The 22,457-nt window shown below is 68.3% G+C and carries 17 protein-coding genes; 10 read left to right on the top strand and 7 right to left on the bottom strand.

Annotated elements, in window-relative coordinates; all coding sequences use genetic code 11:
* Nucleotides 1-186: 186 nt before the first annotated feature.
* The 6 genes from AB0F17_RS22025 to AB0F17_RS22050 all read left to right on the top strand — a co-directional run bounded on the left by AB0F17_RS22025 (nucleotide 187) and on the right by AB0F17_RS22050 (nucleotide 6,657).
* Nucleotides 187-1,191, top strand: coding sequence for a LacI family DNA-binding transcriptional regulator (locus AB0F17_RS22025; protein WP_358025671.1), 1,005 nt, complete (start codon nucleotides 187-189; stop codon nucleotides 1,189-1,191).
* A 170-nt stretch (nucleotides 1,192-1,361) separates the two neighbouring features.
* A complete protein-coding gene (locus AB0F17_RS22030) occupies nucleotides 1,362-2,369 on the top strand; it encodes an alpha/beta hydrolase (RefSeq protein WP_358025673.1) in 1,008 nt (335 codons plus the stop codon).
* Nucleotides 2,366-3,382 (top strand): zinc-binding dehydrogenase, encoded by a 1,017-nt coding sequence (locus tag AB0F17_RS22035; RefSeq protein ID WP_358025675.1) that lies wholly within the window; start codon nucleotides 2,366-2,368, stop codon nucleotides 3,380-3,382. The genes AB0F17_RS22030 and AB0F17_RS22035 overlap by 4 nt, the downstream gene beginning before the upstream one ends.
* 51 nt (nucleotides 3,383-3,433) lie before the next feature.
* Nucleotides 3,434-4,201, top strand: a complete 768-nt coding sequence (locus AB0F17_RS22040; protein WP_358025677.1) for an SDR family NAD(P)-dependent oxidoreductase — start codon at nucleotides 3,434-3,436, stop codon at nucleotides 4,199-4,201.
* A 10-nt stretch (nucleotides 4,202-4,211) separates the two neighbouring features.
* Nucleotides 4,212-4,961 (top strand): SDR family oxidoreductase, encoded by a 750-nt coding sequence (locus tag AB0F17_RS22045; protein ID WP_358025679.1) that lies wholly within the window; start codon nucleotides 4,212-4,214, stop codon nucleotides 4,959-4,961.
* 13 nt (nucleotides 4,962-4,974) lie between these two features.
* On the top strand, nucleotides 4,975-6,657 hold the full coding sequence (locus tag AB0F17_RS22050) for an FAD-dependent oxidoreductase (protein ID WP_358025681.1): 1,683 nt from the start codon (nucleotides 4,975-4,977) through the stop codon (nucleotides 6,655-6,657).
* A gap of 96 nt (nucleotides 6,658-6,753) precedes the next feature.
* Here AB0F17_RS22050 and AB0F17_RS22055 read toward each other — a convergent pair whose 3' ends face one another.
* The 4 genes from AB0F17_RS22055 to AB0F17_RS22070 all read right to left on the bottom strand — a co-directional run bounded on the left by AB0F17_RS22055 (nucleotide 6,754) and on the right by AB0F17_RS22070 (nucleotide 11,869).
* Entirely contained in the window at nucleotides 6,754-9,543 is a 2,790-nt protein-coding gene (locus tag AB0F17_RS22055; RefSeq protein WP_358025683.1) for an FAD-binding and (Fe-S)-binding domain-containing protein, read from the bottom strand.
* Between the two features lie 34 nt (nucleotides 9,544-9,577).
* A complete protein-coding gene (locus AB0F17_RS22060; protein ID WP_358025685.1) occupies nucleotides 9,578-10,096 on the bottom strand; it encodes a zinc-binding dehydrogenase in 519 nt (172 codons plus the stop codon).
* Nucleotides 10,096-10,956, bottom strand: coding sequence for a fumarylacetoacetate hydrolase family protein (locus AB0F17_RS22065; protein WP_358025687.1), 861 nt, complete (start codon nucleotides 10,954-10,956; stop codon nucleotides 10,096-10,098). The genes AB0F17_RS22060 and AB0F17_RS22065 overlap by 1 nt, the downstream gene beginning before the upstream one ends.
* Nucleotides 10,957-11,071: 115 nt before the next feature.
* Nucleotides 11,072-11,869, bottom strand: coding sequence for an IclR family transcriptional regulator (locus tag AB0F17_RS22070; protein WP_358025689.1), 798 nt, complete (start codon nucleotides 11,867-11,869; stop codon nucleotides 11,072-11,074).
* Nucleotides 11,870-12,010: 141 nt separating this feature from the next.
* Here AB0F17_RS22070 and AB0F17_RS22075 point away from each other — a divergent pair, with 141 nt between their 5' ends.
* Both AB0F17_RS22075 and AB0F17_RS22080 read left to right on the top strand, forming a co-directional pair.
* Entirely contained in the window at nucleotides 12,011-13,726 is a 1,716-nt protein-coding gene (locus AB0F17_RS22075) for an IlvD/Edd family dehydratase (protein ID WP_358025691.1), read from the top strand.
* Between the two features lie 9 nt (nucleotides 13,727-13,735).
* Nucleotides 13,736-14,419, top strand: coding sequence for an SDR family NAD(P)-dependent oxidoreductase (locus AB0F17_RS22080; protein ID WP_358025693.1), 684 nt, complete (start codon nucleotides 13,736-13,738; stop codon nucleotides 14,417-14,419).
* Between the two features lie 134 nt (nucleotides 14,420-14,553).
* On the opposite strand, the gene AB0F17_RS22085 is transcribed toward AB0F17_RS22080, so the two are convergent.
* From AB0F17_RS22085 to AB0F17_RS22095, 3 genes are all read right to left on the bottom strand, one after another.
* Complete coding sequence (locus tag AB0F17_RS22085) at nucleotides 14,554-16,998, bottom strand: glycoside hydrolase family 2 TIM barrel-domain containing protein (RefSeq protein ID WP_358025695.1); 2,445 nt, start codon at nucleotides 16,996-16,998, stop codon at nucleotides 14,554-14,556.
* A gap of 66 nt (nucleotides 16,999-17,064) precedes the next feature.
* Nucleotides 17,065-18,816: a CocE/NonD family hydrolase gene (locus AB0F17_RS22090; RefSeq protein WP_358025697.1), complete on the bottom strand. Its 1,752-nt coding sequence runs from the start codon at nucleotides 18,814-18,816 to the stop codon at nucleotides 17,065-17,067.
* Nucleotides 18,817-18,916: 100 nt separating this feature from the next.
* Nucleotides 18,917-20,380, bottom strand: a complete 1,464-nt coding sequence (locus AB0F17_RS22095) for a glycoside-pentoside-hexuronide (GPH):cation symporter (protein WP_358025699.1) — start codon at nucleotides 20,378-20,380, stop codon at nucleotides 18,917-18,919.
* A 198-nt stretch (nucleotides 20,381-20,578) separates the two neighbouring features.
* Here AB0F17_RS22095 and AB0F17_RS22100 point away from each other — a divergent pair, with 198 nt between their 5' ends.
* Together AB0F17_RS22100 and AB0F17_RS22105 are read left to right on the top strand one after the other, a co-directional pair.
* Nucleotides 20,579-21,562, top strand: coding sequence for a LacI family DNA-binding transcriptional regulator (locus AB0F17_RS22100; RefSeq protein WP_358025701.1), 984 nt, complete (start codon nucleotides 20,579-20,581; stop codon nucleotides 21,560-21,562).
* A gap of 93 nt (nucleotides 21,563-21,655) precedes the next feature.
* Complete coding sequence (locus tag AB0F17_RS22105; protein WP_358025703.1) at nucleotides 21,656-22,369, top strand: TetR/AcrR family transcriptional regulator C-terminal domain-containing protein; 714 nt, start codon at nucleotides 21,656-21,658, stop codon at nucleotides 22,367-22,369.
* The last annotated feature ends 88 nt before the right edge of the window (nucleotides 22,370-22,457 follow it).

Raw genomic sequence — 22,457 nt, forward strand, 5'->3', positions numbered from 1 at the left:
ATCACCGTCGAGGATCAATCGAGGCCCTGGTCCTTGCATGAAGCTGGCTGCTCATCAGAAACGCACCCGATGTCGGCCGATGAGAGTCGACGACGGCACCTCACGTACACTATTCACACGGCAAATAGCACGTGCAAGCTAGGCTTGCCCAACTGGCTGCAAGGTCAGCCTTGAGGAGTGGGGCCGGTGAGCGGGCAGGCCGGTAGGCGGGTGACGGCGGCGGATGTGGCCAGGTCGCTGGGCATCTCCCGGGCCACGGTCGGGTTCGTGCTGAACAACACTCCGGGGCAGACCATTTCCGAACGGACCCGTCAGCGGGTGCTCGGCGAGGCCGAGCGTCTCGGTTACCGGCCACATCGGGCTGCGCAGGATCTGCGCCGGGGCAGCAGCAAGGTGATCATGATGGTGATCCCGGACTGGCGGATGGAGTACCGGCTGCGCAGGCACCTGGAGGAGGCCGCGCTGGCGGTGGACGAGGCCGGCTTTTCCCTGGCCATCTACGCTCGCCAGGCCACGAACCGGGCGCGCCCTTTGTGGGAACTGCTCGCCCCGGACGTCGTTCTGGGTTTGTGGCCGTTCGACGAGGAAGAGGTGGCTTCCATGCGCGCCAGTGGGGTCACGAGGATTCTGCCTGACCCGGATCATCTCGGATCGCTGGATGACGCAGTCATCATCACCTCTGGGCCGGCGCTGCAGGTCGAGCATCTGCATGAGCTCGGCCATCGCCGGCTCGCCTTCGCGGCCAGCACGGATCCGCGCACGTCTCCGCTGCAGGAGGCCCGGCTACGGGCGGCACAGCGGGCCGTCGACCGGCTCGGTCTGGAGCCGCTCGACGTGCGGACGGCCGACTATCTCGACGATTCGGCCGCCGACGCGGTCAGGCACTGGCGCTCGGCGGGCGTGACCGGTGTCGTGGCCTACAACGACGACGTCGCGGCGATGGTGGTCGGTGCCGCGATCCGCGCGGGTCTCGGCGTGCCCGCCGACCTGTCGGTGATCGGTCACGATGACACCCCGCTGGCGGCCATGTTCGTCCCCTCGATCTCCAGCGTGGACATCGACGATGTCGGCGCCGGTCGCTACTTCGCGGCGCTTGCGCTGCACGCGATCGACGGCCGCGCTCTTCCGCCTGGTGGATTCGACGGCGAGGTGAGGGTGGTCGCCCGCGAGTCGACCGCCGGAGGCCGGTAGTCACTTCGTCCGGAACGGGGCTGTTGGCACACCTTTCAGACGCTGGTAGCGTGCTCGCACTAGCACGTGCAAGTTAGATGTACGGCGCAAGATCATTTCCCCCTGTCGCGCGGGCGTCCGGATCACTAGGACGCAAGCCGACAAAGGCTGGGCATACGAGGAGATGTGTGATGACGACCGATGACGAGCGCCCGGCGATCCGCCTTCCGGCCCGGGTCATCCCGGTGCCCGCCTCACCGAGTGCGGAAGCCCAGGCGGTCCTGGCGCGCGGCATGGCCGGGCCGATCGTCGACTATCCGCCGCTGGATGACATCGACGGCTGGCGGAAGATGATCGTCGCGCAGGACAGGTACGTCGTGGACATGTTCGGCGAGGCACTGGCCGGTATGGCCGAGGGGGTGGAGCAGATCCACCTGGACGGCTTCCCCGTCTACGTGGTCACTCCGGATGGGACCGCGCCGGAGGATCGCCGGGTGTACCTCGACATTCATGGTGGCGCCTGGACTCAGGGCGGCGGGGTGATGTGCCGGGCCACGGCCGCCCTCACCGCGACCACTGTGGGCGCGCGGGTGTGGGCGGTCGACTACCGGATGCCGCCCGACCACCGCTTCCCGGTGGCGTTGGACGACTGCCTGGCCGCCTACCGGGCCCTGCTTGAGGAACGCCGCGCGGAGGAGATCATCGTCGGTGGGGTGTCGGCGGGCGGCAACCTGGCGGCCGCGCTGATGCTCCGGGCCCGTGACGAGGGTCTGCCGCTGCCGGCGGCGGTGGTGCTGAACACGCCGGCCACCGATCTGACCGGAGCCGGGGACACCTTGCAGACCAACGACGGCCTCGACAGCATGCTGATCGGTGACCTGACCCCGGCCATCCGGCTTTACGCCGATGGTCATGATCTGCGCGACCCCTACCTGTCGCCGCTGTTCGGCGACTTCAGCAAGGGTTTCCCGTCGGCTCTCCTGCTCAGCGGCACCCGGGATCGGCTGCTGTCGGACACCGTGCGCATGCATCGGGCGCTGCGCGCGGCCGGCGTACCGGCGGATCTGCACGTCTGGGAGGCCGCCGGCCACGGCATGTTCCTCGGCCAGGCCCCCGAAGACCGTGAACAGGCCGACGAGATCCGCCGCTTCACGCACGAACATTGGCACCGCACCGCACCGACGGGAGCAGGCCGATGAAGGCCCTCATGGTCACCGGTCCCGGCAAGGTCGAGGTTCTGGAGGTTCCCGACCCGGTGGCGGGGCCCGCGGACGTGCTCGTCAAGATGAAGGCGTGCGGAGTCTGCGGCGCCGATCCGCATGCCGTGCGCGAGGGCGGCATCGTTCCCGGGCAGAGCCAGACTCCGCTCGGGCACGAGCCGGCCGGCGAGGTCGTGTTCGTAGGACCGGACGTGGCCGACGTGAAGGTCGGCGATCACGTCGTGGTGGACCCGATGGGCGTACCCGACGCGATCATGGGTGGCGGCGGCGCGCAGGGGGCGCTCAGCGACTTCATCGTGGTGCGAAACGCCGTCGCGGGCGGGAATCTCAAGGTCATTCCTGGCCACGTTCCGTGGCACGTCGCAGCGTTGAACGAGCCCATGGCGGTGGCGTTGCGCGGCGTCAACCGTACCCGGCCCAAGCCCGGCGACAAGGTCGTCGTCTTCGGCGCCGGGCCCATCGGGCTGGGCGCGCTGCTCGGTTACAAGCGGGCGGGCGTCGGCCATGTCGTGGTGGTCGACCTCCAGGCGAACCGCTTGGAGAAGGCCCTGCGGATCGGCGCGGACGCGGTCGTCAACTCCGCCGAGGAGGACCTCGTCGCCCGCCTGATCGAGCTCCACGGTGAGGCGCGGGACGGTTTCGGCCGTGGCGGACGCCCAGGTACCGACATCTACCTGGACGCCGCCGGCGCGTCCGCGGTGATCGAGACCGTGCTGCGGGTGGCCAAGCTGGGTGCGTGCCTCGGCGTCGTCGGCGTGCAGAAGAAGCCCATCGAAGTCGACTTCCAGGACATTCTCGCGACCGAGCTCACGATCGCCATGGCGATGGGGCACCCCGACGAGATCTTCGAGGTCACCGACGACATCGTCGACAACTGGGAGAAATACGCCGTCATCGTGAGCGACCAGGTGCCCTTCACCGAGGTCGAGCGCGCGCTCGAGCTGGCCGGCGACCCGGGCGCGACGGACAAGGTCGTCGTCGTCTTCAACTGAGCACAGCGCCGCTGCGGCATCTGGTCACAAGACTCGTAGGAGTGCACGGATATGGAAGGCCTCAAGGACAAGGTCATCATTTTCGCAGGAGCTGGGGGAATCGCCACCGCGACCGCCCAGTTCCTGGGCGCGGGCGGTGCGAAGCTGATCGTCGGCGACATCAGCGAGGCGGCCGCCGAACGCACGGTGCGGGCCGCCACGGATGCGGGCGGCGAGGGAATCGCCATGGCCGTCGACATCTCGAACGAAGAGCAGGTCAAGAGCCAGATCGACCTCGCGGCCAAGGAATACGGCAGGATCGACGGCCTGTTCAACGTGGCCGCCAACATTCACCCCGACGAGGTCATCAGGGACACGAACGCCGTCGACATCGACCTGGCCGCATGGCAGCGCACAATGGATGTCAACCTGACCGGCTACCTGCTGACCCTCAAGCACACGATCCCTCACATGGTCGCGGCGGGTGGCGGGTCGGTGGTCAACGCGATCTCCAACGCGGCTTATGCCGGTATGGAGGACAAAGTCGCCTACTCGGTGACGAAGGCCGGGATCGGCGCGCTCACCCGCCACATCGCCCGCAAGTACGGCAAATCCGGAGTGCGGGCCAACTCCGTATCGCCAGGCCTGGTCCTCACCGAGCAGACCAAGTTGAACTTGCCCGCGAAATATCGGGACATGATCCTCGCCACCACACCCGCGCCCCGCCACGGCAGGGCGACCGACATCGGCGCGATGGTCGCGTTCCTGCTCTCAGATCTCTCTGAATGGATCACCGGCCAATCGATCTGCGTCGACGGCGGCACCACCATGCGCCCCTGAGGAGCATCCCATGCAAAGACTCGAAGGCAAGACCGCGCTCGTCACGGGCGCGTCGGCAGGCATCGGCATGGCCATCGCACAGCGCTTCTTCTCCGAGGGCGCCCACGTTTACGTGACCGGTCGCCGCAAGCCGCAACTCGACGACGCGGTCGAGCGGATCGGGCCGGACGCGACCGGCATCCAAGCCGACGCCACCGATCTGGGTGACCTCGCCCGGCTCTATGCCCAGATCACCGCCGACGGCCGCCGGCTGGACGTTCTGGTGGCCAACGCGGGTGGTGGCGAGCTCGCCACGCTGGAGCAGACCACCGAGGAGCACGTCGATCAGGCCGTTGACACCAACATCCGCAGCACGGTGTTCACCGTGAAGAAAGCGCTGCCGCTGCTCAATGACGGCGCGTCGGTGATCCTGCTCAGCTCGATCGCCGCCGACGGCGGGAGCGAGGCGTTCGGGATGTACGCCGCCACCAAGGCCGCGGTCCGCTCTTTCGCTCGTACGTGGGCGAACGAGCTGAAAGGCCGGGGCATCAGGGTGAACACGATCTCCCCGGGCGCCGTCAAGACGCCGGGTCTGGCCGCGAAGGCACCTGACCCGGACCAGCCCGAGGGACTGTTCGACATGATCGCCGGCGGTATCCCGCTCGGCCGGGTGGCCGATGCGGCCGAGGTCGCCGGCGTGGCGCTCTTCCTGGCCACCGAGGACAGCAGCTTCGTCACCGGCTCGAACCTCTACGTTGACGGCGGCCAGAAACAGATCTGAAGGCAGGTGAGGCATGGCCGACTGGGACCATGTGACCGATTTCCTCGTCGTCGGAAGCGGTGGCGGTCTGTGCGGCGCGGTGGCGGCCAGCGCGGCGGGTATGGACGTGCTGGTTGTGGAGAAGAGCGAGTTCCTCGGTGGCTCCACGGGCATATCGGGGGGTGTCCTCTGGTTGCCTGACAATCCGCTCATGCAGCGAGAACGCGTGCCCGACTCGTTGGAAGCGGCCTTGGATTATTTCGCTTCCGTCGTGGGAGACGCCGGACCGGCGTCCTCGGATGCCCGTCGCCGTAGTTACGTGATCGAGGGCAGCAAGATGGTCCACCTGCTGGAACGGGAGGGCATCGAGTTCGCCCGGTGTGAGGGCTACAGCGACTACTACGCGGACGTACCGGGATTCGCAGGCGGGTGTGCACGCGGGCGGGCCATCGAAGTAGTCCCGACCGACACCAAGCGCCTCCGCTCACTCGCGGGCAGACTACGCCCGGCGATCGCCGCTCCACTTGTGGTACGAACCGGCGAGGCCGGCGCACTGACCCTGATCCGGGTCAGCCCGCGCAGCATGCTCAAGGCGATGGCGGTTGGAGCGCGCACGATGGCCGCTCGCCTGCGGGGGCGGCGCATGACCTCGAACGGCGGAGCGTTGATCGCCCAACTGCTGGAGGTGCTGCTGCGCAGAGGCGTCCCCATCTGGACCGAGGCTGCCGTCGTGGACCTGGTCCAGGAAGATGGCCGGGTGCTCGGCATCGTCGTGCAGCGCGACGGACGCCGCCTCCGGGTACGCGCACGCGCCGGCGTGCTGATCGCCTCAGGCGGGTTCGCGCACAACCCGAAGATGCGGGCCAAGCACGGAGCAGACCAGCCGAACAACGCGCAATGGACGCTCGCCAATCCGGGCGACACCGGTGAGGTCATGCAGCGGGCCGTAGAGCTCAACGCCGCGACCGATCTGATGGACGAGGCTTGGTGGGTGCCGGCCCTGCTGAAGCCCGACGGAGCCCTGGCCATGGTCATCCAGGAGCGGGCCAGGCCGGGAGCGATCATCGTGGATGCGGGTGGCGCGCGCTACTTCAACGAAGCCGGGTCCTCCATGGAGGTTGGCCAGCACATGTACCGGCGCCAGCTGGAGACCGGCGGCGGCGTGCCGTCCTGGTTGATCATCGACTCGCGGCACCGCTCCCGCTACCTGTTCGCGATGATGCCCCCAGGCTTCACCCCGAAGAAGTGGCTGGTCAAGGGGGCGATGAAGCGCGCCGCCACGCTTGCCGGACTCGCCCGGCAGTGCGGCATCGACGCCGACACGTTGGCGACTACGGTGGACCGGTTCAACCAGTTCGCCGCGACCGGCGTCGACGAAGATTTCGGGCGCGGCCTGAGCGCTCACGACAGGTACATGGGCGATCCGACCCACGGGCCGAATCCGTGCCTCGGGCCGCTCACGAAGCCGCCGTTCTACGCCGTCCAGATCTTCCCCGGCGACGTCGGGACGAGCGGCGGTCTCCTCTGCGACGAACACTCACAAGTCCTGGGTCTGACCGGAGACCCGATCCCCGGCCTGTACGCCACGGGCAACGCGACGGCCTCGGTCATGGGCCGCGCCTACCCCGCCGGAGGAGCAAGCATCGGCGCATCCTGCGTTTTCGCCTTCATCGCCGGGAACCATTCGGCCGCTCACCCTAACCAACCACGCACGTGAGCGGAGTGTCTCCGGATTCCAGGGACAAGATCTGGGACATCCCGGCCCTGTCGATCTCAGGGCAGGTGGGGGTATTCGCGGTGGGTTCGGACGTTCTCAGGCGGTGGCTTGGTCGAGGAGTTCGAGGAGGTGGTGGTACGGCCGGCCGGTGGCGCGGGTCAGGCCGAGCTCGCAGGTGCGGTTGACCGAGGCGTGAGCGCCGCAGCTCGCGCTGACCACGGAGGCGGCTTCGGCGCGGGTGGCCGAGGCGGTCAGCTCCGGGTGGAGCAGTCCGCGGTCGCCGGCGAAGGCGCAGCACTGCCAGCCGTCGGGGACGACGACCTGATCGGCGATCGTCTCGGCGATCCGGGTGAGGGCGGTGTCCAGGCCGAGGCGGGTGGAGGAGCACGTGGGGTGGATGGAGAGAGAGGGCAGGCGGCGAGGGACGGGTAGGCGGGGCAGGATGTGCTCGGCCGTGAAGGCGACCGCGTCAAGCACCTGGAGGGTGGGAACGAGGTGGTCGAAGCCTTCGGTGCAGGAGGCGGCGTCGCTGACGACGGGGATGCGGCCGTTGCCGGTGGCCGCCAGCAGCGTGTCCCGGACGCGGCGGCCCATGGACTCGTGGCCGTCGGTATAGCCCTTGGAGGACCAAGGCGTACCGCAGCACAGGCTCGCGATCCCGTGCGGTATGTGCAGGCGCAGGCCAGCGCGTTGGGCCAGGCGCTGGAAGGCGGTCATCACGCCGGGGCCGCCATCTGCGGGGGCGAACAGGGTGTTCAGGCAGGACGGCAGGTAGACGGCGTCGGGGTTCTCGGCTGGAGCCGGGCGGCGGCGCGCCCCACCTCGGGGCAGGTCTCTGGTCCACGCGGGCACGGAGTCCGGGCCGGTGAGGGCTCGGGCGGCCGTGGCGGCGCCTTCGGCCAGCTTGGGCGCGACCGTCGCGGCGGTGTCCAGGGCCAGGTTCATCGCCCGGGTGACGCCGTCCCAGTGTTTCGCGGCGCTCTTCCAGCCCGCCTGCGCGGCGCGGCCATGGCGTTCGGCGCGCAGGCGTTTGGTCAGGTCGCCGGTGTTGATGAGGACGGGGCAGGCGGTGGCGCACATGCCGTCCACGGCGCAGGTGTCCACGGCGTCGTAGCGGTACTCGCGCTCCAACTGCCGGGCGAGCTCCTGGTCGCCGGCGGCTTGGGCGGCGGCGAGCTCGCGGCGCAGCACAATGCGCTGGCGGGGGGTGGTGGTCAGGTCCCGGCTGGGGCAGACGGGCTCGCAGTAGCCGCATTCGACGCAGCGGTCGACCTCGGGCTCGACGGTGACGACGGTCTTGAGGTCGCGCAGGTGCGTGTCGGGGTCGTCGGTAAGGACGACGCCGGGGTTGAGGGTGCCGGCCGGGTCGCACAGGCGCTTGACCTCGCGCATGACCTCGTAGAGTTCGTCGCCGTACTGGCGGCGGACGAAGGGGGCCATCACTCGGCCGGTGCCGTGTTCGGCCTTGAGGTTGCCGCCGCGGCCGAGGACGGCTTCGACCATGTCCTCGGTGAAGTCGGCGTAGCGTCGCAGGTCGGTGCCGAAGCGTTCGTTGAGCATGAAGTGCAGATTGCCGTCCTTGGCGTGGCCGAAGATGACGCTGCGCTCGTAGCGGTGCTTGGCGAACAAGGCGGTCAGGTCGTCGCAGAGGTCGGCCAGAGCGGGCACGGGGACGGCGACGTCCTCCAGCAGGGCGGTGGTACCGCTCGGACGGGCTCCGGCGACGGTGGCGTACAGGCCCTTGCGGATGTGCCACAGCGCGGCCCGGCCGCCGCTGTCCCTACTGAGCCGGGCAGGGGCGGCCAGGCGCAGCTCGGCGAACACGTGCTCGGCCGCGCGTTCGCGCGCGCCGAGCCGGTCGGTGGCGGATTCCTGCCATTCGACCAGGAGCGCGGCGTGCTCGTGCACGGCCAGCGTGCGCAGGACGTCGTCCGCCTTGGGGTCGGTCTGGGCGACGCGCAGGGATTCGGCGTCCAGCAGCTCGACGGCGGCGGGTTCGACGGCCACCAGCTCGGGCATGGCCGCCATCGCCTGGCGCAGGGTCGGGAAGACGAGCAGGCCGGTGGCGGCCACGGGGTGGGCCGGGACCGTGCGCAGGACTGCTTCGGCGACGAATCCGAGCGTGCCCTCGCTGCCGATGACCAGGTGGGCGAGAATCTGCGCGGGGCTGTCGTGGTCGAGGAAGCTGTTGAGCCCGTAACCCATGGTGTTCTTCAGCGAGAACTGGGCGGTGATCCGGCGCACCGAGTCCGGGTTGCCGCGGATCCGGTCGCGCAGCCGATCCAGGCCCGCCGCCAGCTCGGGTTCCAACGCGCGCAGGCGGGTGTCGACATCAGGGGCCGCGGTGTCAAGGACCGTGCCGGTGGGCAGCACGAGGGTCATCGAGTCCAGGGTCCGGTAGGTGTTGGCGTGGGTGCCGCAGGTCATGCCGCTGGAGTTGTTGGCCACGACGCCGCCGATCGTGCACGCCGACTCACTCGCCGGGTCCGGGCCCAGCTTGCGACCGTACGAGGCGAGCCGGGCGTTGACCTGCCGCAGCACGGCGCCCGGCTGCACCCGCACCCGCGCCCCGCCGTCCAGCACCTCGATCGAGCGGAAGTGCCGCCGGGTGTCCACCAGCAGATGCTCGCTCACCCCCTGGCCGCTCAGGCTGGTGCCGCCTGAGCGGAAGGTCAGCGGCAGCCCGGTCCGCAGCAGCGCCGCGACCTGCTCGGCGCTCTCGGGTACCAGCACCGCCTGCGGAGTGAGCAGGTAGTGCGAGGCGTCGTGCGCCATGCCGAGCCGATCGCTCGCCCGCGTACGGGCGATACCCGGGACGGCCGCTTCTACGGCGGCCAGGATGGCCGGGTCGGGCGCGCTCAGCCGCTGAGATTCAGGATCGGTCACGCTGATGCTCTCTTCGCAGGTCTATCACTTGGGCTCATCGCCGCGGATCGATGTGGATCTTCGGTCCTGGCCCGGCCCCGGCGGGACGGTGCCCGGCCAGAACGTCGGCGGTTTCAGCCAGGCCGATCGTGGCGGCCACGAGCGGGCGGGCGTCGACCGAGCCGTCGGCGTAGGCGGCGATGGCTCCGGCCAGGCCGGCCGACCCGCCGAGGATGCCCACGGCGGTGACGTCCTTGAGCACCAGATCACGGGTATCGAGCGTGGACGGGGTGCCCGCCAGGCCGATGTAGACGACTCGTCCAGCGGGTTCGACGAGCTCCAGCGCGAACGCCGGCAACTCGGGCGCGTTGGAGGCGTCGACGACGGCATCCCACGGCAGCGCGGGCAGCGACGCGGTGTGCAGATAGCTCATCTCACCGGTGTAGAGCTCCACGTCCGTGCCGCATACGCCGACCCGCTCGACGTCCACGACCACCTGGCCGGGCGCGGCGAGCGGGGGCTCGACTTCCTGAAGCTCGGCCTTGCCCGGGCCGGTCAGGACCAGTGCGCGCACTAGCGGGGTCCGAGGACGTTCTGTCGCTGGCTGCCGAGCCCGTCGATGCCGAGCTCCATGACGTCGGCCGGCTGCAGCCAGACCTGCGGGGTGAAGCCCATGCCGACACCCGGCGGGGTGCCGGTGTTGATCAGATCGCCGGGCTCCAGCACCATGAACTGGCTCAGGTGGTGCACGATGAAATACGGGTCGAAGATCATCGTCTTGGTGGTGCCGGTCTGACGGCGCACCCCGTTGACATCCAGCCACATGCCCAGGTTCCCGACGTCGGCGATCTCGTCGGGGGTGACCAGCCATGGCCCGGCCGGGTTGAACGTCTCGGCCGACTTGCCCTTGCTCCACTGCCCGCCGCGCTCCATCTGGAAGGCGCGCTCGCTGACGTCGTTGACCACCAGGTAGCCCGCGATGGCGTCGCGCGCCTCCTCGACCGAGTCCAGGTAGGAGGTGCGCTTGCCGATCACGACGCCCAGCTCCACCTCCCAGTCCGTCTTGGTGGAGCCGCGCGGGATGCGGACGTCGTCGTACGGGCCGACGAGGGTGTTGGGCGACTTGGTGAACAGAATCGGCTCGTCCGGCACGGCCTGACCGGTCTCGGCGGCGTGGTCGCTGTAGTTCAAGCCGATGCACAGGATCTGGTGGGGGCGGGCGATCGGGGCGCCGATGCGCTCACCGGCGAAGGCGTGGACCTCGCCGCGTGCGATCCGATCGGCCACCGGCTGGGCGAGCAGGGCGGTGCCGCCCGCGCCGAAGAACTTCTCGTCGAAATCGGGGGTGACGTCGGAGACGTCGGCGTAGTGGGTGTCGTCCACGCGAACGACGGGCTTTTCGGCGCCGGGCGCGCCGATGCGCATCAGGTACAAGAGTGCTTCTCCGAATCTCAGTTGAGCGGGACTCAGTAGGGCGCGGGCAGGTCGCGCGCGCCGGCCTTCGCCGTGAACAGTCGGCCGGAGCCGGGGTGGGCCGCCAGGTCCTCCGTCACGAGGGATCCTCTCCGGAAGCAATGGCGTGGATGGCGGCCAGGTCGTCGATAAGCGTCCGCAATGGGGTGCGGTAGGCCAGGCCGCTGACGCTGATCGCGCCGCTGGGCACGGTGGGCGAGGTCAGGAAGGCCAGGACCGCCACGCAGTTGACGCCCGGCTCGTTCTCCTGGTCGTCGACGGCGTAACCCTGCTCGCGGATGCGTACCAGCTCGGCGTGCAGCTCCTCGATCGTGCCGATCGAGCGCTCGGTGGGGCGTTCAAGCGTCCGGTTCCCCACCCAGGCGCGGACCGCGTCCTCGTCCCGCAGGGCCTCGGCCAGCAGCACCTTGCCCACGGCCGTGCAGTGCGCCGGGTTGCGGCCACCGACGACCGAGGTCAGCCGTACCGCCCCGGCAGACGGGTCGAGTTTGGACCGGTAGACCACCGACGTCCCATCCAGCACCGCGTAGTGAATCGTCTCGCCGTAACGGTCGCACAGCGCCTTCAGCACCGGCGCGACACGCACATGATCGGGCCGCGCCTCGTGGTGCGCGAAGGCCATCCGCAGGAACTCGTCCCCCAGCACGTAACGGCCGTGATCGTTCTGCGCGGCGAACCCGGCCCGGCGCAGCGCGGCCAGCGCCCGATGCACCGTCGGCTTCGGGCTGGCCACCGCGCGCGCCATCTCCTCCAGCCCGATCCCGTCGGGATGGCGCGCCAGCTCGGCCAGCACCGCCAGCACGCGGTCGGACCCGACCAGCCTGGAGCCGGCATCGGCATCGATCGCCGACTCGGCCACGTTTTGCGAGGACACGTTCCGAAGGTTAGACCACCGTTCCACTAAACGGAAGTTCTCCTCAATGAGCGCTTCTGTCGTGATGGCATATGGGCTAATCTCATAGGAAATTCCGACAACCGGATCTATGTTCCAATTATTGGAAAGAGTGGTTGCTTCATGGCGAGGAGTCGTAGCGCTCAGTGGTACGCGGGTGCCGACCGCAACGCTTACATCCACCGCGCGTGGATGCGGCGCGGGCTGCCGTCCCACGCCTTCGACGGCCGTCCGCACATCGCGATCGCCAACACCGCCTCCGACCTCACCCCCTGCAACAATCACCTGGACGACGTCGCCGAGCATGTCAAGCGCGGCGTGTGGGAGGCGGGCGGCGTCCCGCTGAACCTGCCGGTCGTCTCGCTCGGCGAGACCCAGGTCCGGCCCACCGCGATGCTGTGGCGGAACATGGCGGCGATGGCGACGGAGGAGATGCTGCGTGCCAACCCGATCGACGGCGTGGTGCTGCTCGGCGGCTGCGACAAGACCATCCCCGCCCTGCTCATGGCCGCTGCTTCGGTCGACCTGCCCGCCGTCGTCGTCCCGGGCGGGCCGATGCTCACCGGCCACTTCCGGGGCGGGCCGCTCGGCTGCGGCACCGACGTGTGGAAGCTCAGCGAGGAAGTCCGCGCTGGAACGCTCACTCAGACCGAGTTCCTGCGCTCGGAATCGTCCATGATCCGCAGCAAGGGCCATTGCAACACGATGGGCACCGCCTCCACCATGGGCCTGCTGGCCGAGGTGCTCGGCATGACCCTGCCCGGCCTGGCCGGCACCCCCGCTCCGGACAACCGCCTCCTGGAAGGCGCCCACGAAACCGGCCGGCTCATCGTCGAGATGGTCGCCGCCGGACGCCGCCCCAGCACCATCCTGACCCGCGGCTCGTTCCTCAACGCCGTCGTCGCCCTGGCCGCACTCGGCGGCTCGACCAACGCCGTCGTCCACCTGCTCGCCATCGCCGGCCGGCTCGGCGTCGAGCTGACCCAGGACGACTTCGACCGCACCGGCTCCGGCGTTCCCCTGCTGGTGGACCTGCAACCGGCCGGGCGCTTCCTGATGGACGACCTCCACCGCGCCGGCGGCCTGCACGCCGTCCTGAATGAGGTCCGTGACCTGCTCGACCCCGCCGCGATCACGGTCACCGGCCGCCCGCTCGTCGACCACCTCGACGACACGACGATCCACGACCCCGAGGTCATCCGCACGCGTGACAAGCCCTTGCAACAGGACGCGGGCATCGCTGTGCTGTATGGCAACCTCGCCCCCGACGGCGCTGTGATCAAACCCGCCGCCGCCTCGCCCCACCTCCTGCGGCATCGCGGGCCCGCCGTCGTCTTCGACTCCATCGAAGACCTGCACGCTCGCCTTGACGACCCCGATCTGAACGTCACCGCCGACTCGGTGCTCATCCTGCGCGGCTGCGGCCCCAAGGGCTACCCCGGTATGCCCGAGGTCGCCAACCTCCCCCTGCCGCCCAAGCTGCTCGCCCAGGGCGTCCGCGACATGGTCCGCATCTGCGACGGCCGCATGAGCGGCACCGCCTACGGCACCGTCGTCCTGCATGTCGCCCCTGAAGCCGCCGCGCACGGTCCTCTGGCGGTTGTGCAGACGGGCGACATGATCATCTTGGATGTTCCCAACCGGCGGCTCGACATTGACATCCCCGCCGGGGAACTGGCCGCCCGCCGGCCTTCTCCCGCGATGACTCAGGCATTCGCCCGCCCGGCGCGTGGCTGGCAGCGCCTCTACGTCGACACGGTCGGCCAGGCCGACACCGGCGCCGACCTCGGCTTCCTCGTCGGCTCCAGCGGCGATCACGTGCCACGCGAATCCCACTGAAAGGACATCATGAGCTCCTCCCGCACCGCAGTTGTCACCGGCGGCGTCAGCGGCCTGGGCAAGGCCGCCGCCATCCGCCTGGAAACCGACGGCATCAACGTCATCACCCTCGACATCGCCGACGACGCCGACCTGGTCGTGGACGTCACCGACCCCATCGCCGTCCACGCCGCCGCCGGCCAGATCGGCCCGATCGACATCCTCGTCAACTCCGCCGGCATCGTCGGCCCCAACGCCCCGCTCTGGGAGATCCCGCTCGACGGCTGGCGGCGCACCTTCGACGTCAACGTCGAAGGCACCTTCCACACCTGCCAAGCCTTCGTCCCCGGTATGCGCGAACGTGGCTGGGGGCGCATCGTGAACATCGCCAGCATGGCCGGCAAGGACGGCAACCCCAACATGTCGCCCTACTCCGCTTCCAAGGCCGCTGTCATCGCGCTCACCAAGTCCCTCGGCAAGGAGCTGGCCACCAGCGGCGTGCTCGCCAACGTCATCGCCCCCGCCGTCATCGAGACGCCGATGAACGCCACCACCGGCCCCGAAGCGCTGGCCCACATCACCAGCCTCATCCCCATGGGCCGCATCGGCCGCGCCGAGGAGGTCGCTGAGCTCATCGCCTGGCTCACCTCTGACAAGGTGAGCTTCTCCACCGGCGCCGTCTACGACATCAGCGGCGGCCGCGCCACCTATTGACCGGTGCGCTCGAACCTTGGCATCGGGCAGCGACGGCCGCCGAGGTCGCCGTCCTCGTAACGGCGGGGGAGTCATCAGCGACGTGAGGTCCTGCGACACCGCCTGAGCGATGTCGCAGGGTCGCGCGCTCGGGCTCAGCCGGCCTCGATGATCAGGTCGATCGGTTCGCACTCCTTGGACGTCACCGCGACCCGTATACTCCCCGGCCCGGTCGGGCGGATGACCGCGAGTGCCCGGCCATCGAAGGTCCGCCAGGTGCTCGCGCCGAATCCCTCCTCGGTCGCCGGGTTGGCACTGCCCAGCCCCATGAGGATGCCGGGTCCGTCAACCTCGACTGTCACGTCGCGGTCCATGGTGAACGGATTGCCCGCGCCGTCGACCAGGAGGATGTCGACGAAGGCGAGGTCGGAGGTGTCCGCTCGCACGACGCTCCGATCCGTGACGGCGCTGAGCGTTACCGGGCCGGTGGCGGAGGTCAGGCTGAATCGGCCCGCCTCCCGTCCGCGGCGATACGCGACCGCCACGACGGTGCCCGGCTCGAAGACCGTGTCGAACTCGCAGCGGAAGCGGTGCTCCGGTCCCGCCGGCTGACGCCCGGCCGACCGCCCGTTGATGAGCAACTCGACTTCGTCGGCGTCGCTGTACACCTCCACCTTGATCGGCTTGCCGTCGAATCCGTCCCAGCTCCAACTGGAGATGCTGTCACTCCACGTCCACGGGCCGAGCTCGACGATCTGGCCGTAGCGCTCCGGGCGCTGGACTGAAATGTAGGGTCCGCTCCGGAGACCGAAGACGGTCTCGCGGTAATACGAGGCGGGGCGGCGGTATCCGGTGATGTCGACGTCGCCGCACCACGCCGCCAGCCAGGGATAGTCACCGCTGAGGGCCGCGCCCGGCGCCTCGTCGTCGGGGTAGCGGGCGCGCCCGATGCCCACTTCGCCGAGGTAGTCCCAGCCGGTCCAGGTGAAGTCGCCGATCACGTGGTCGTTGCGCAGCACGAGCTGCCAGTTCCGGTCAATCCGACCCGGGAACGTCTCGGTGCCCAGAATGATCCGGTTCGGAAAGAGGTCACGGTCGGTTTCGTAGCGGCTCTCGAGGTAGTTCATGCCCGCGACGTCCAGCACGCCGAAGGACTCCGCGGTCTTCCGCGTCACGGGTTCCGACGAGCCGATCATGTTCATGAAGTCGCCCACGTCGGCCATCAGGGTGTTGATGCCGGGGCCGTCCGTCGAGTCCGATGGCGTGTCCGGCTGCTGCATCATCGCCATCACGTCGGGCATGACGGCGAGCATCCCGTTGATGGCGTTGGTCACGTATCGGGTGTCGTCGAGCGATCGGACCTTCTCGGCGAGTCTGCGCCCCCATACCCCGCCGATCGGGGTTCCCGTCTCGGGGATCTCATTGCCGATCGAGTAGAGGATCACGCTGGGGTGGTTGAAGTCCGTGGCCACCATGGCCTCAAGGTCCCGCTCCCACCACTCCGGGAAGTCGACGGCGTAGCCGAAGTTGGTCTTGTCGTGGGTCCACACGTCGAACGCCTCGTCGAGCACGAACATGCCGAGGCGGTCGCACGCGTCCAGCATCGCGGGACTGATCGGGTTGTGGGCCGATCTGATGGCGTTGAAGCCGGCTTCCTTGAGGATGCGGACGCGGCGTTCCTCCGCCGCGGCGACGGTGGCCGCGCCGAGGATCCCGTTGTCGTGGTGCACGCAGGCCCCGCGCAGCTTGACCGTCTCGCCGTTGATACGCAGGCCGGCTCTCGGGTCGAGTTGCAGGCGCCTGATGCCGAAGGAGATGGTGCGCGTCTCGAGCTGCTGCTCGTTCTGATCACGCAGCTCGGTGGAGCAGGTGTACAGGCGGGGAGTGCCGACGTTCCACAACGCCGGCGAAGGGACGTACAGCCGGTGACGGGTGACCGCGGACTCCCCGGCAAGCAGCGTGACGCGGGAAGCCCCCGACGCGACCACCTCGCCGGACGGATCCGCGATCTCCGAACGGACATCGACGGTGCGCAGCGCCGCCGTGTCGTTGACGACGGTGATCTCCACGTCTGTCATCGCCCGTGCCGGCTCGATGTCCGGCGTCCGGATCCGGATCCCATCGATCCCGAAGTGGACCGGCTCCAGCACGTGCATCCAGACGTCTCGGTAGATGCCCGCGCCGGTGTACCACCGGCCGTCGCCGTGGTTTCGGGCATCGACGTGGATCTCGTTCTCGCCCCCGGCCCGGACGAGATCGGTCGCGTCGATCAGGAAGCGCGAGTAGCCATAAGGGCGCTGGCCGGCGTAGTCGCCATTGACGTGGATCATGGCGTCGCGGTACACACCTTCGAACTCGAAGACGACGCGCTTTCCCGCGAGATCCTCCGGCACATCGAACGTCTTGCGGTACTCGTACGCGCCACCGGGGAAGTAGGCGGTGCCGGCGCCCAAGTGCAGTTGCGGGTCACGCGCCCGGCCGATCATGGCGTCGTGCGGAAGGGTCACGTCCTGATAGGGGATGGTGATCCGGCCCAGCTCAGCGAACGGATTGAACTTCGCGCGGAACTGCCATCCGCCGTTGAAGGAGGTACGGCTCATGGGTGTTTCTCCGGGTAGGTGGTCTGTGGACGGGTCAGTTGGTCGAGGAGCGACCGGATAGCCGCATCAGCCATGGACGATGGGCAGGATGATCCGACTCGGATGCCGCGGCCCCGCCAGAACGGCATTGTGCGCGATCACCGCATCCTCGATGCTTTCTCCACTGATGCGGCCACCGGTATTGGTGTTGCGGTCAAACCGGGGGAAGTTGCTGCTCGAGATGTCCACCCGGATGCGGTGGCCCGCTCGGAAGACGTTGGCCGTCACCGCCATGTCGACACTGACCTCGTAGACCTCGCCGGACTCCATCGGTTCCGGCGTGCGCAGTGAGTCGCGATAGCGCATGCGGACAATGCCGTCGCAGAGTCCGAGAGCCTTTCCGTCAGGATGGACGTCGATCAGCTTGGCGGTGAAGTCCGTGTCGGGGGCATTCGACTGAACGAAAAGTGTCGCCGAGATGAAGCCGATGACGTCGGTGTCCCGATCGAGAGGGGCGGTCTCGAAGGAGAGGATGTCGGGCCGGGAGTCGAGAGGGCGCTGGTCGGCCGGCCCGCTGAACCCCCACAGTGTGGGGATCTGGGAGCCTCCGGTCGTCGGCACCGGGTCGGCGGGATCGTAGGAGTACTCGTAGTGGTGCTCGGACTCGGCAGGATGCGCCGTCAGCTTCCCACTGCGCGCCCCGGGTTCGGTTGGAGGCGCGAGGTAGTACGAGACCGGGTGGGCGTTGGGGACCGGCCAGTTGTCGAAATCCCGCCACTCGTCGACACCCATGACGAAGAGCTTCACCCTGCTCGGGCTCGGCATCTGTGGTGCGGGCGGCTGCGGCCCCAGCCACCGCTGGAAATGCCGGATGTGCTCTCCGGTGAGATCGATGGCGCCGGCGCTGGCGAACAGGCCGAAGTCATGGTCGCGGAAATGGCCGGCCAAGGTGGGGTTGTGATCCCACGGGCCGACGATCAGCCGGGATCCCGCCACCGCCTCGGCGGATCCGGCGGACTTCTGGTAGTTCTGGAAATCACGCAGTTGCTGCCCGATGAAGAGGTCGAACCATCCGCCGACGGCGAGCACAGGGACCGTCACCTTGGACAGGGCGGCAGAGAAATCCTGAGCATCCCAGAACGCGTCATAGTCCGGATGCTCGAGGATCTCGTCGAGCCAGCCCCGCCCGGCTAGCAGAGGATGATCGGCCAGAGGCGTGTGGTCGTTGAGCGAAAGCTGGTCCGCGAGCCCGGCGCTCAGGGCCGAGATACGCTCCATGTCGCCGTTGCCGCGGATCATCTCCCGCACCTCATTGTTGAGGTACATGAGAGCGTGCCATGTGGTGACCGCGCTCAAGGACAGCGCTCCGCCCGGGTGATGCCAGAGAGCGTGCACATCCATGGCCGTCTGCATCGGCGCGATGGCCTTGAGCGCGGGATGATCCGCGATCGCCGCGGCCCATTGGGTCATCCCCAGGTAGGAAGGCCCGTACATGGCCACGCGGCCGTCGGACCAGGGCTGAGCGACGATCGACTCGATGGTGTCGTAGCCGTCCTGAGGCTCGTCGAGTTTGGGGCGGAAGATCCCTTCGGAGCCGAAAGTCCCGCGCGTCTCCACCCAGATGACCGCGAATCCGGCGTCCACGAACGACGTGGCGTTGGGAAACCCGGCCCCGTTCCCCGCCATCCCCACAAACGCCGAGCTCACTCCGTACGGTGTTCTCACCAGCAGCGTCGGAGCCGTCCCTTCCGCGGGCCGGTACACCACCGCATTGAGTCGTATCCCGTCACGCATCGGGACCTCGACACCCCGCTCGTACGCGAACGTCGGCTGAGCCATGGCATTCCTCCTCTGCCCGAAGCGGGCGCCAGATGGACGTGAATCGATCGTTCGGAGCAAAGAGCCCACATGACGCGGGATCAGTAGCTCCTCGGGCCTGTTAACCCTGGTTGGTGGTGGGATCGCCGGGCGGGAGTTCCACGTGGTGCCTGAGGAAGCGCTGGATCTCAGGCGCGTGCCGCTCGATCTTGAAGAAGTAGACGATCACTCCCGTGATGACGATCATCAGTAGCGGGAGGTAGAGGAACGACGCCAGGATCGCCCGGATGGCCCCGTCGCTCTGATGCGCCGCGGTGGCGCTGTAGCCGCCGAACGCGAGCACCCAGCCCACGATGGCCGTTCCGAAGCCGCTGCCGATCTTCTGACCCAGGACGACGGAGCTGTAGATCAAGCCGTCGGTACGGATTCCGTTGCGCCACTCGCCGTAGTCCACGACATCGGCGACGATCGCCAGAAGGCCGGCGGTCAGCGGAACCATCCCGAAGCCGCGGAGGACGAGTCCGGCGAGGACGACCACGAAGTTCTCCGGGGTGAACAGCGGGATCACCGATCCGATCAGCATGACTCCGATGCCGACGAGGAACATGGCGCGCTTGCCGTGGCGTCCCATCAGGGCCGGCATGAACGGCATGCCGATCAGAGCCGGGAGGATCCCCGCGATGCTGACGATCCCGAACAGCGAGACGTCGCCGAGTACGTTCGCCACGTAGTACACACCCGAGGCCGACGACAGACCGCTCATGAGGTTGAAGGCGGTGAACAGGGCCGCGGCGAGAAAGAAATAGTGGTTGCGGGTCAGGGTCCTGAGCAGAAATCTCAGCGGCTGCTTCGCGCTGTTGCCGACGTCCTTCGCCGGCGTCACGCGCTCCTTGGTCCCGGCGAAGACGACGATCAGCGTGAACGTCGCGATGACGCCGTAGATCACGGTGGTCGAGGTCCAGGCGAACTGATCATTGCCGAGCGCTCCGACAACCGGGAGCGTGATGGAGTTCACGATGAGGGTGGTCAGAAGCGCGCTGAAGAACCGGAAGGTCGTCAGGGTCACCCGGGTCTTGGGGCTCGGCGTCATCACCGAGAGCATGGCGCTGTACGCCACGTTCGAAGCGGTGAAGAAGACCGCCATGACCAGCGTGTACATGATCAGGACCCAGACGATCTTCCCGGTCTCGCCGAATCCGGCCGGTACGGAGAAGAGCAGCACGAAGCTCACCGTCAACGGCACAGCGGTCCAGAGCACCCACGGGCGCGCCTTCCCCCACCGCGTCGATGTCCTGTCGATGAGCACGCCGATGGTGACGTCCGTGAAGCCGTTGAGCAACTGCCCGATCAGGAGGATGGTGCCGGCGATCGCCGCGCCGATCCCGGCGACGTTCGTCAGGTAGAAGAGCACGAAGCTCGTGGCCGGCGCGTAGACGAGATTGGAACCGATGTCACCGAACGCGTAGGCGATCTTCTCTTGGATCTTGATGGTGGGGAAGGAGGAGGCTTGCTCGCCGCGCGAGTCCTCCAGGGGTGTAGTCAGGGCCTGCCGAGCCGGGTCAGACTCCATGTCCTGGTCGCTCATTTTCGCGGACACCTCCGTTGTTTCGCGTAAGTAACGCGCGATACTGGAACGTACGCGACCCCGTAACGCGCGTCAACAGGCACTTCACATCGGATTGGACCCAACTGCCTCTCCGATGCACGGACGGTCGGGCTCTGACTCGCCACCCGATCGTTCCCGGCCGGAAATGTGCCGGTGACGCTGTGGCAAACTCCCCTTATGACGCAGGACCCGCCGAGACTCAGCGTGACGAGCCAAGATGTCGCGAATCATGCCGGGGTCTCGCGGTCCACCGTGAGCAGCATCCTGAACGGCAAGGACGCACGCTTCCCGCAAGAGACCCGCGACCGCGTGTACGCCGCAGCCACCGAACTCGGATACCGCCCATCTCACGCAGGCAGGGCGCTGGCGATGGGCAAGAGCGACATCGCCCTCCTCCTCATGCCCAATGCCACCTTCGGCCCTCAACTGCAGGAAGGAATCGACAGCCTGGCCGGCGTCGCGGCGACGCATGGACTCACGTTGATGGTCCGATTCGCCGATCCCGATGCCGATGAGACGCTTCGGGCCATCCTGAACCTGCGGCCCGCCGTCGTCGTCGATCTCGGCGTATTGGACCAAGCGGGACGTGAGCTCGTTCAGGCGGCGGGTGTGCGCCTTGTGCCTCAGGTCATCAACAATGAATCGAACGAGGTCGACCTCCTGATCGGCCGCATGCAGGTCGCCGAAGCGCTCTCGAATGGGCGTCGCCGATTGGTCTATGCCTCGCTCGCGGACTGGCGCCTGGATCCCGTCGGCCCGATCCGGCTGCGGGGCGCCGAAGCGGAAGCGGCGTCACGCGGCGTGGATGTCACGCACATCCACGTCCCCCTGAAGGCGGCGGGCGCGACGGAGGCGCTGGCACAGGTGACCGCCGGCTCGGCCGAGCGCTTGGCCGTGTGCTGCTACAACGACGACGTCGCGATCGCGATCCTCGCCGCCGCGCGCCAGTTGCGTCTCGCCGTGCCCGACGAGATCTCCGTGATCGGCGTGGACCATACGGCGATCGGGCAACTGGTCTTTCCCCGGTTGACGAGCATCGCGGTCGACTTCGCCGCCTTGATGGAGGCGTTGCTGCGCGAGCTCGACACCAACGGGTATGGCCCGCCCGCCCGTCCTGACTTGAGGTCCAGCGTGCGATTGGTCGCCGGCGACACCACTTGAGGGTGACGGTCCATGCCCGCGGTGCCCGTCTGCGAACGCGACACGGGCTAACGTTTGGTTCGTCTTGACTGGTCGTCTACGGAAGGAATCCGGATGAGCGAGGGCAGCGGTCCGCAGCGCCGTGCTCGGCGGGAGGCTCGCGCGCCGTTGTCGCGTGAGGACGTGGTGGACGCTGCTTTGCGCTATGTGGACGAGCACGGACTGGAAGCGCTGACCATGCGCGCGCTCGCCAAGGAGATGGGGGTCTACCCCACGGCGTTGTACTGGCACACCGGCACGAAGGCGCAATTGGTGGCAGCGGTCTCGGCACGGGTCCTGGAGGAGATCGTCCTGCCGGCCGAGCAGGGCGCGGCTTGGGACGATTGGCTGGTGGCAATGGCCCGGCTGTGCCGAGAGGCGATGCACCGGCATCCGAATCTCGCTCCCATCATCGGCTCCCAACTGGTGGTGACCACGACGGCGGTTCCCTTCGTGGAGCGCGTGGTAGGCGTTCTGCAGCGGGCCGGATTCGCGGGGGAGGAGCTCGTTCACATCTACAACGCGGTGATCGGGTTCGTGCTCGGATGGATCACCCTGGAGCTTTCCGCAGGCCCCGCCGACGCCAAGGAAGGCTGGCAGAAGGGCTTCGCGGCGGAACTGCGAGCGGTCAACCCCAACGCGTTCCCGGCGCTGACGCGCAACCTGCCACTGCTGGAGAACAACGCCTTCCTGACCAGATGGGACTCCGGACGGGACAAGCCCATGGATGGCAGCTTCACCATGGCTTTGGAGCTGCTGGTCAGAGGACTGCGTTCCAAGATCTCCTGACACGGCCGAAGGGCGGCCGCCCCCGCTGAGCGTCGAGGCGGGGAACACGAGGTTTACGCATGCCCCTTGCTCTTGTCCGTTGTACAAG

It is taken from the genome of Nonomuraea sp. NPDC026600 (assembly GCF_040638335.1).
Classification (GTDB): Bacteria; Actinomycetota; Actinomycetes; order Streptosporangiales; family Streptosporangiaceae; genus Nonomuraea.

What these genes read in the sequence shown, in the direction of transcription:
- AB0F17_RS22030 (WP_358025673.1), top strand. Translation starts at nt 1,362, where the DNA reads ATGACGACCGATGACGAGCGCCCGGCGATCCGCCTTCCGGCCCGGGTC.
- AB0F17_RS22035 (WP_358025675.1), top strand. Translation starts at nt 2,366, where the DNA reads ATGAAGGCCCTCATGGTCACCGGTCCCGGCAAGGTCGAGGTTCTGGAG.
- AB0F17_RS22040 (WP_358025677.1), top strand. Translation starts at nt 3,434, where the DNA reads ATGGAAGGCCTCAAGGACAAGGTCATCATTTTCGCAGGAGCTGGGGGA.
- AB0F17_RS22045 (WP_358025679.1), top strand. Translation starts at nt 4,212, where the DNA reads ATGCAAAGACTCGAAGGCAAGACCGCGCTCGTCACGGGCGCGTCGGCA.
- AB0F17_RS22050 (WP_358025681.1), top strand. Translation starts at nt 4,975, where the DNA reads ATGGCCGACTGGGACCATGTGACCGATTTCCTCGTCGTCGGAAGCGGT.
- AB0F17_RS22075 (WP_358025691.1), top strand. Translation starts at nt 12,011, where the DNA reads ATGGCGAGGAGTCGTAGCGCTCAGTGGTACGCGGGTGCCGACCGCAAC.
- AB0F17_RS22080 (WP_358025693.1), top strand. Translation starts at nt 13,736, where the DNA reads ATGAGCTCCTCCCGCACCGCAGTTGTCACCGGCGGCGTCAGCGGCCTG.
- AB0F17_RS22085 (WP_358025695.1), bottom strand. Translation starts at nt 16,998, where the DNA reads ATGAGCCGTACCTCCTTCAACGGCGGATGGCAGTTCCGCGCGAAGTTC.
- AB0F17_RS22090 (WP_358025697.1), bottom strand. Translation starts at nt 18,816, where the DNA reads ATGGCTCAGCCGACGTTCGCGTACGAGCGGGGTGTCGAGGTCCCGATG.
- AB0F17_RS22095 (WP_358025699.1), bottom strand. Translation starts at nt 20,380, where the DNA reads ATGAGCGACCAGGACATGGAGTCTGACCCGGCTCGGCAGGCCCTGACT.
- AB0F17_RS22100 (WP_358025701.1), top strand. Translation starts at nt 20,579, where the DNA reads ATGACGCAGGACCCGCCGAGACTCAGCGTGACGAGCCAAGATGTCGCG.
- AB0F17_RS22105 (WP_358025703.1), top strand. Translation starts at nt 21,656, where the DNA reads ATGAGCGAGGGCAGCGGTCCGCAGCGCCGTGCTCGGCGGGAGGCTCGC.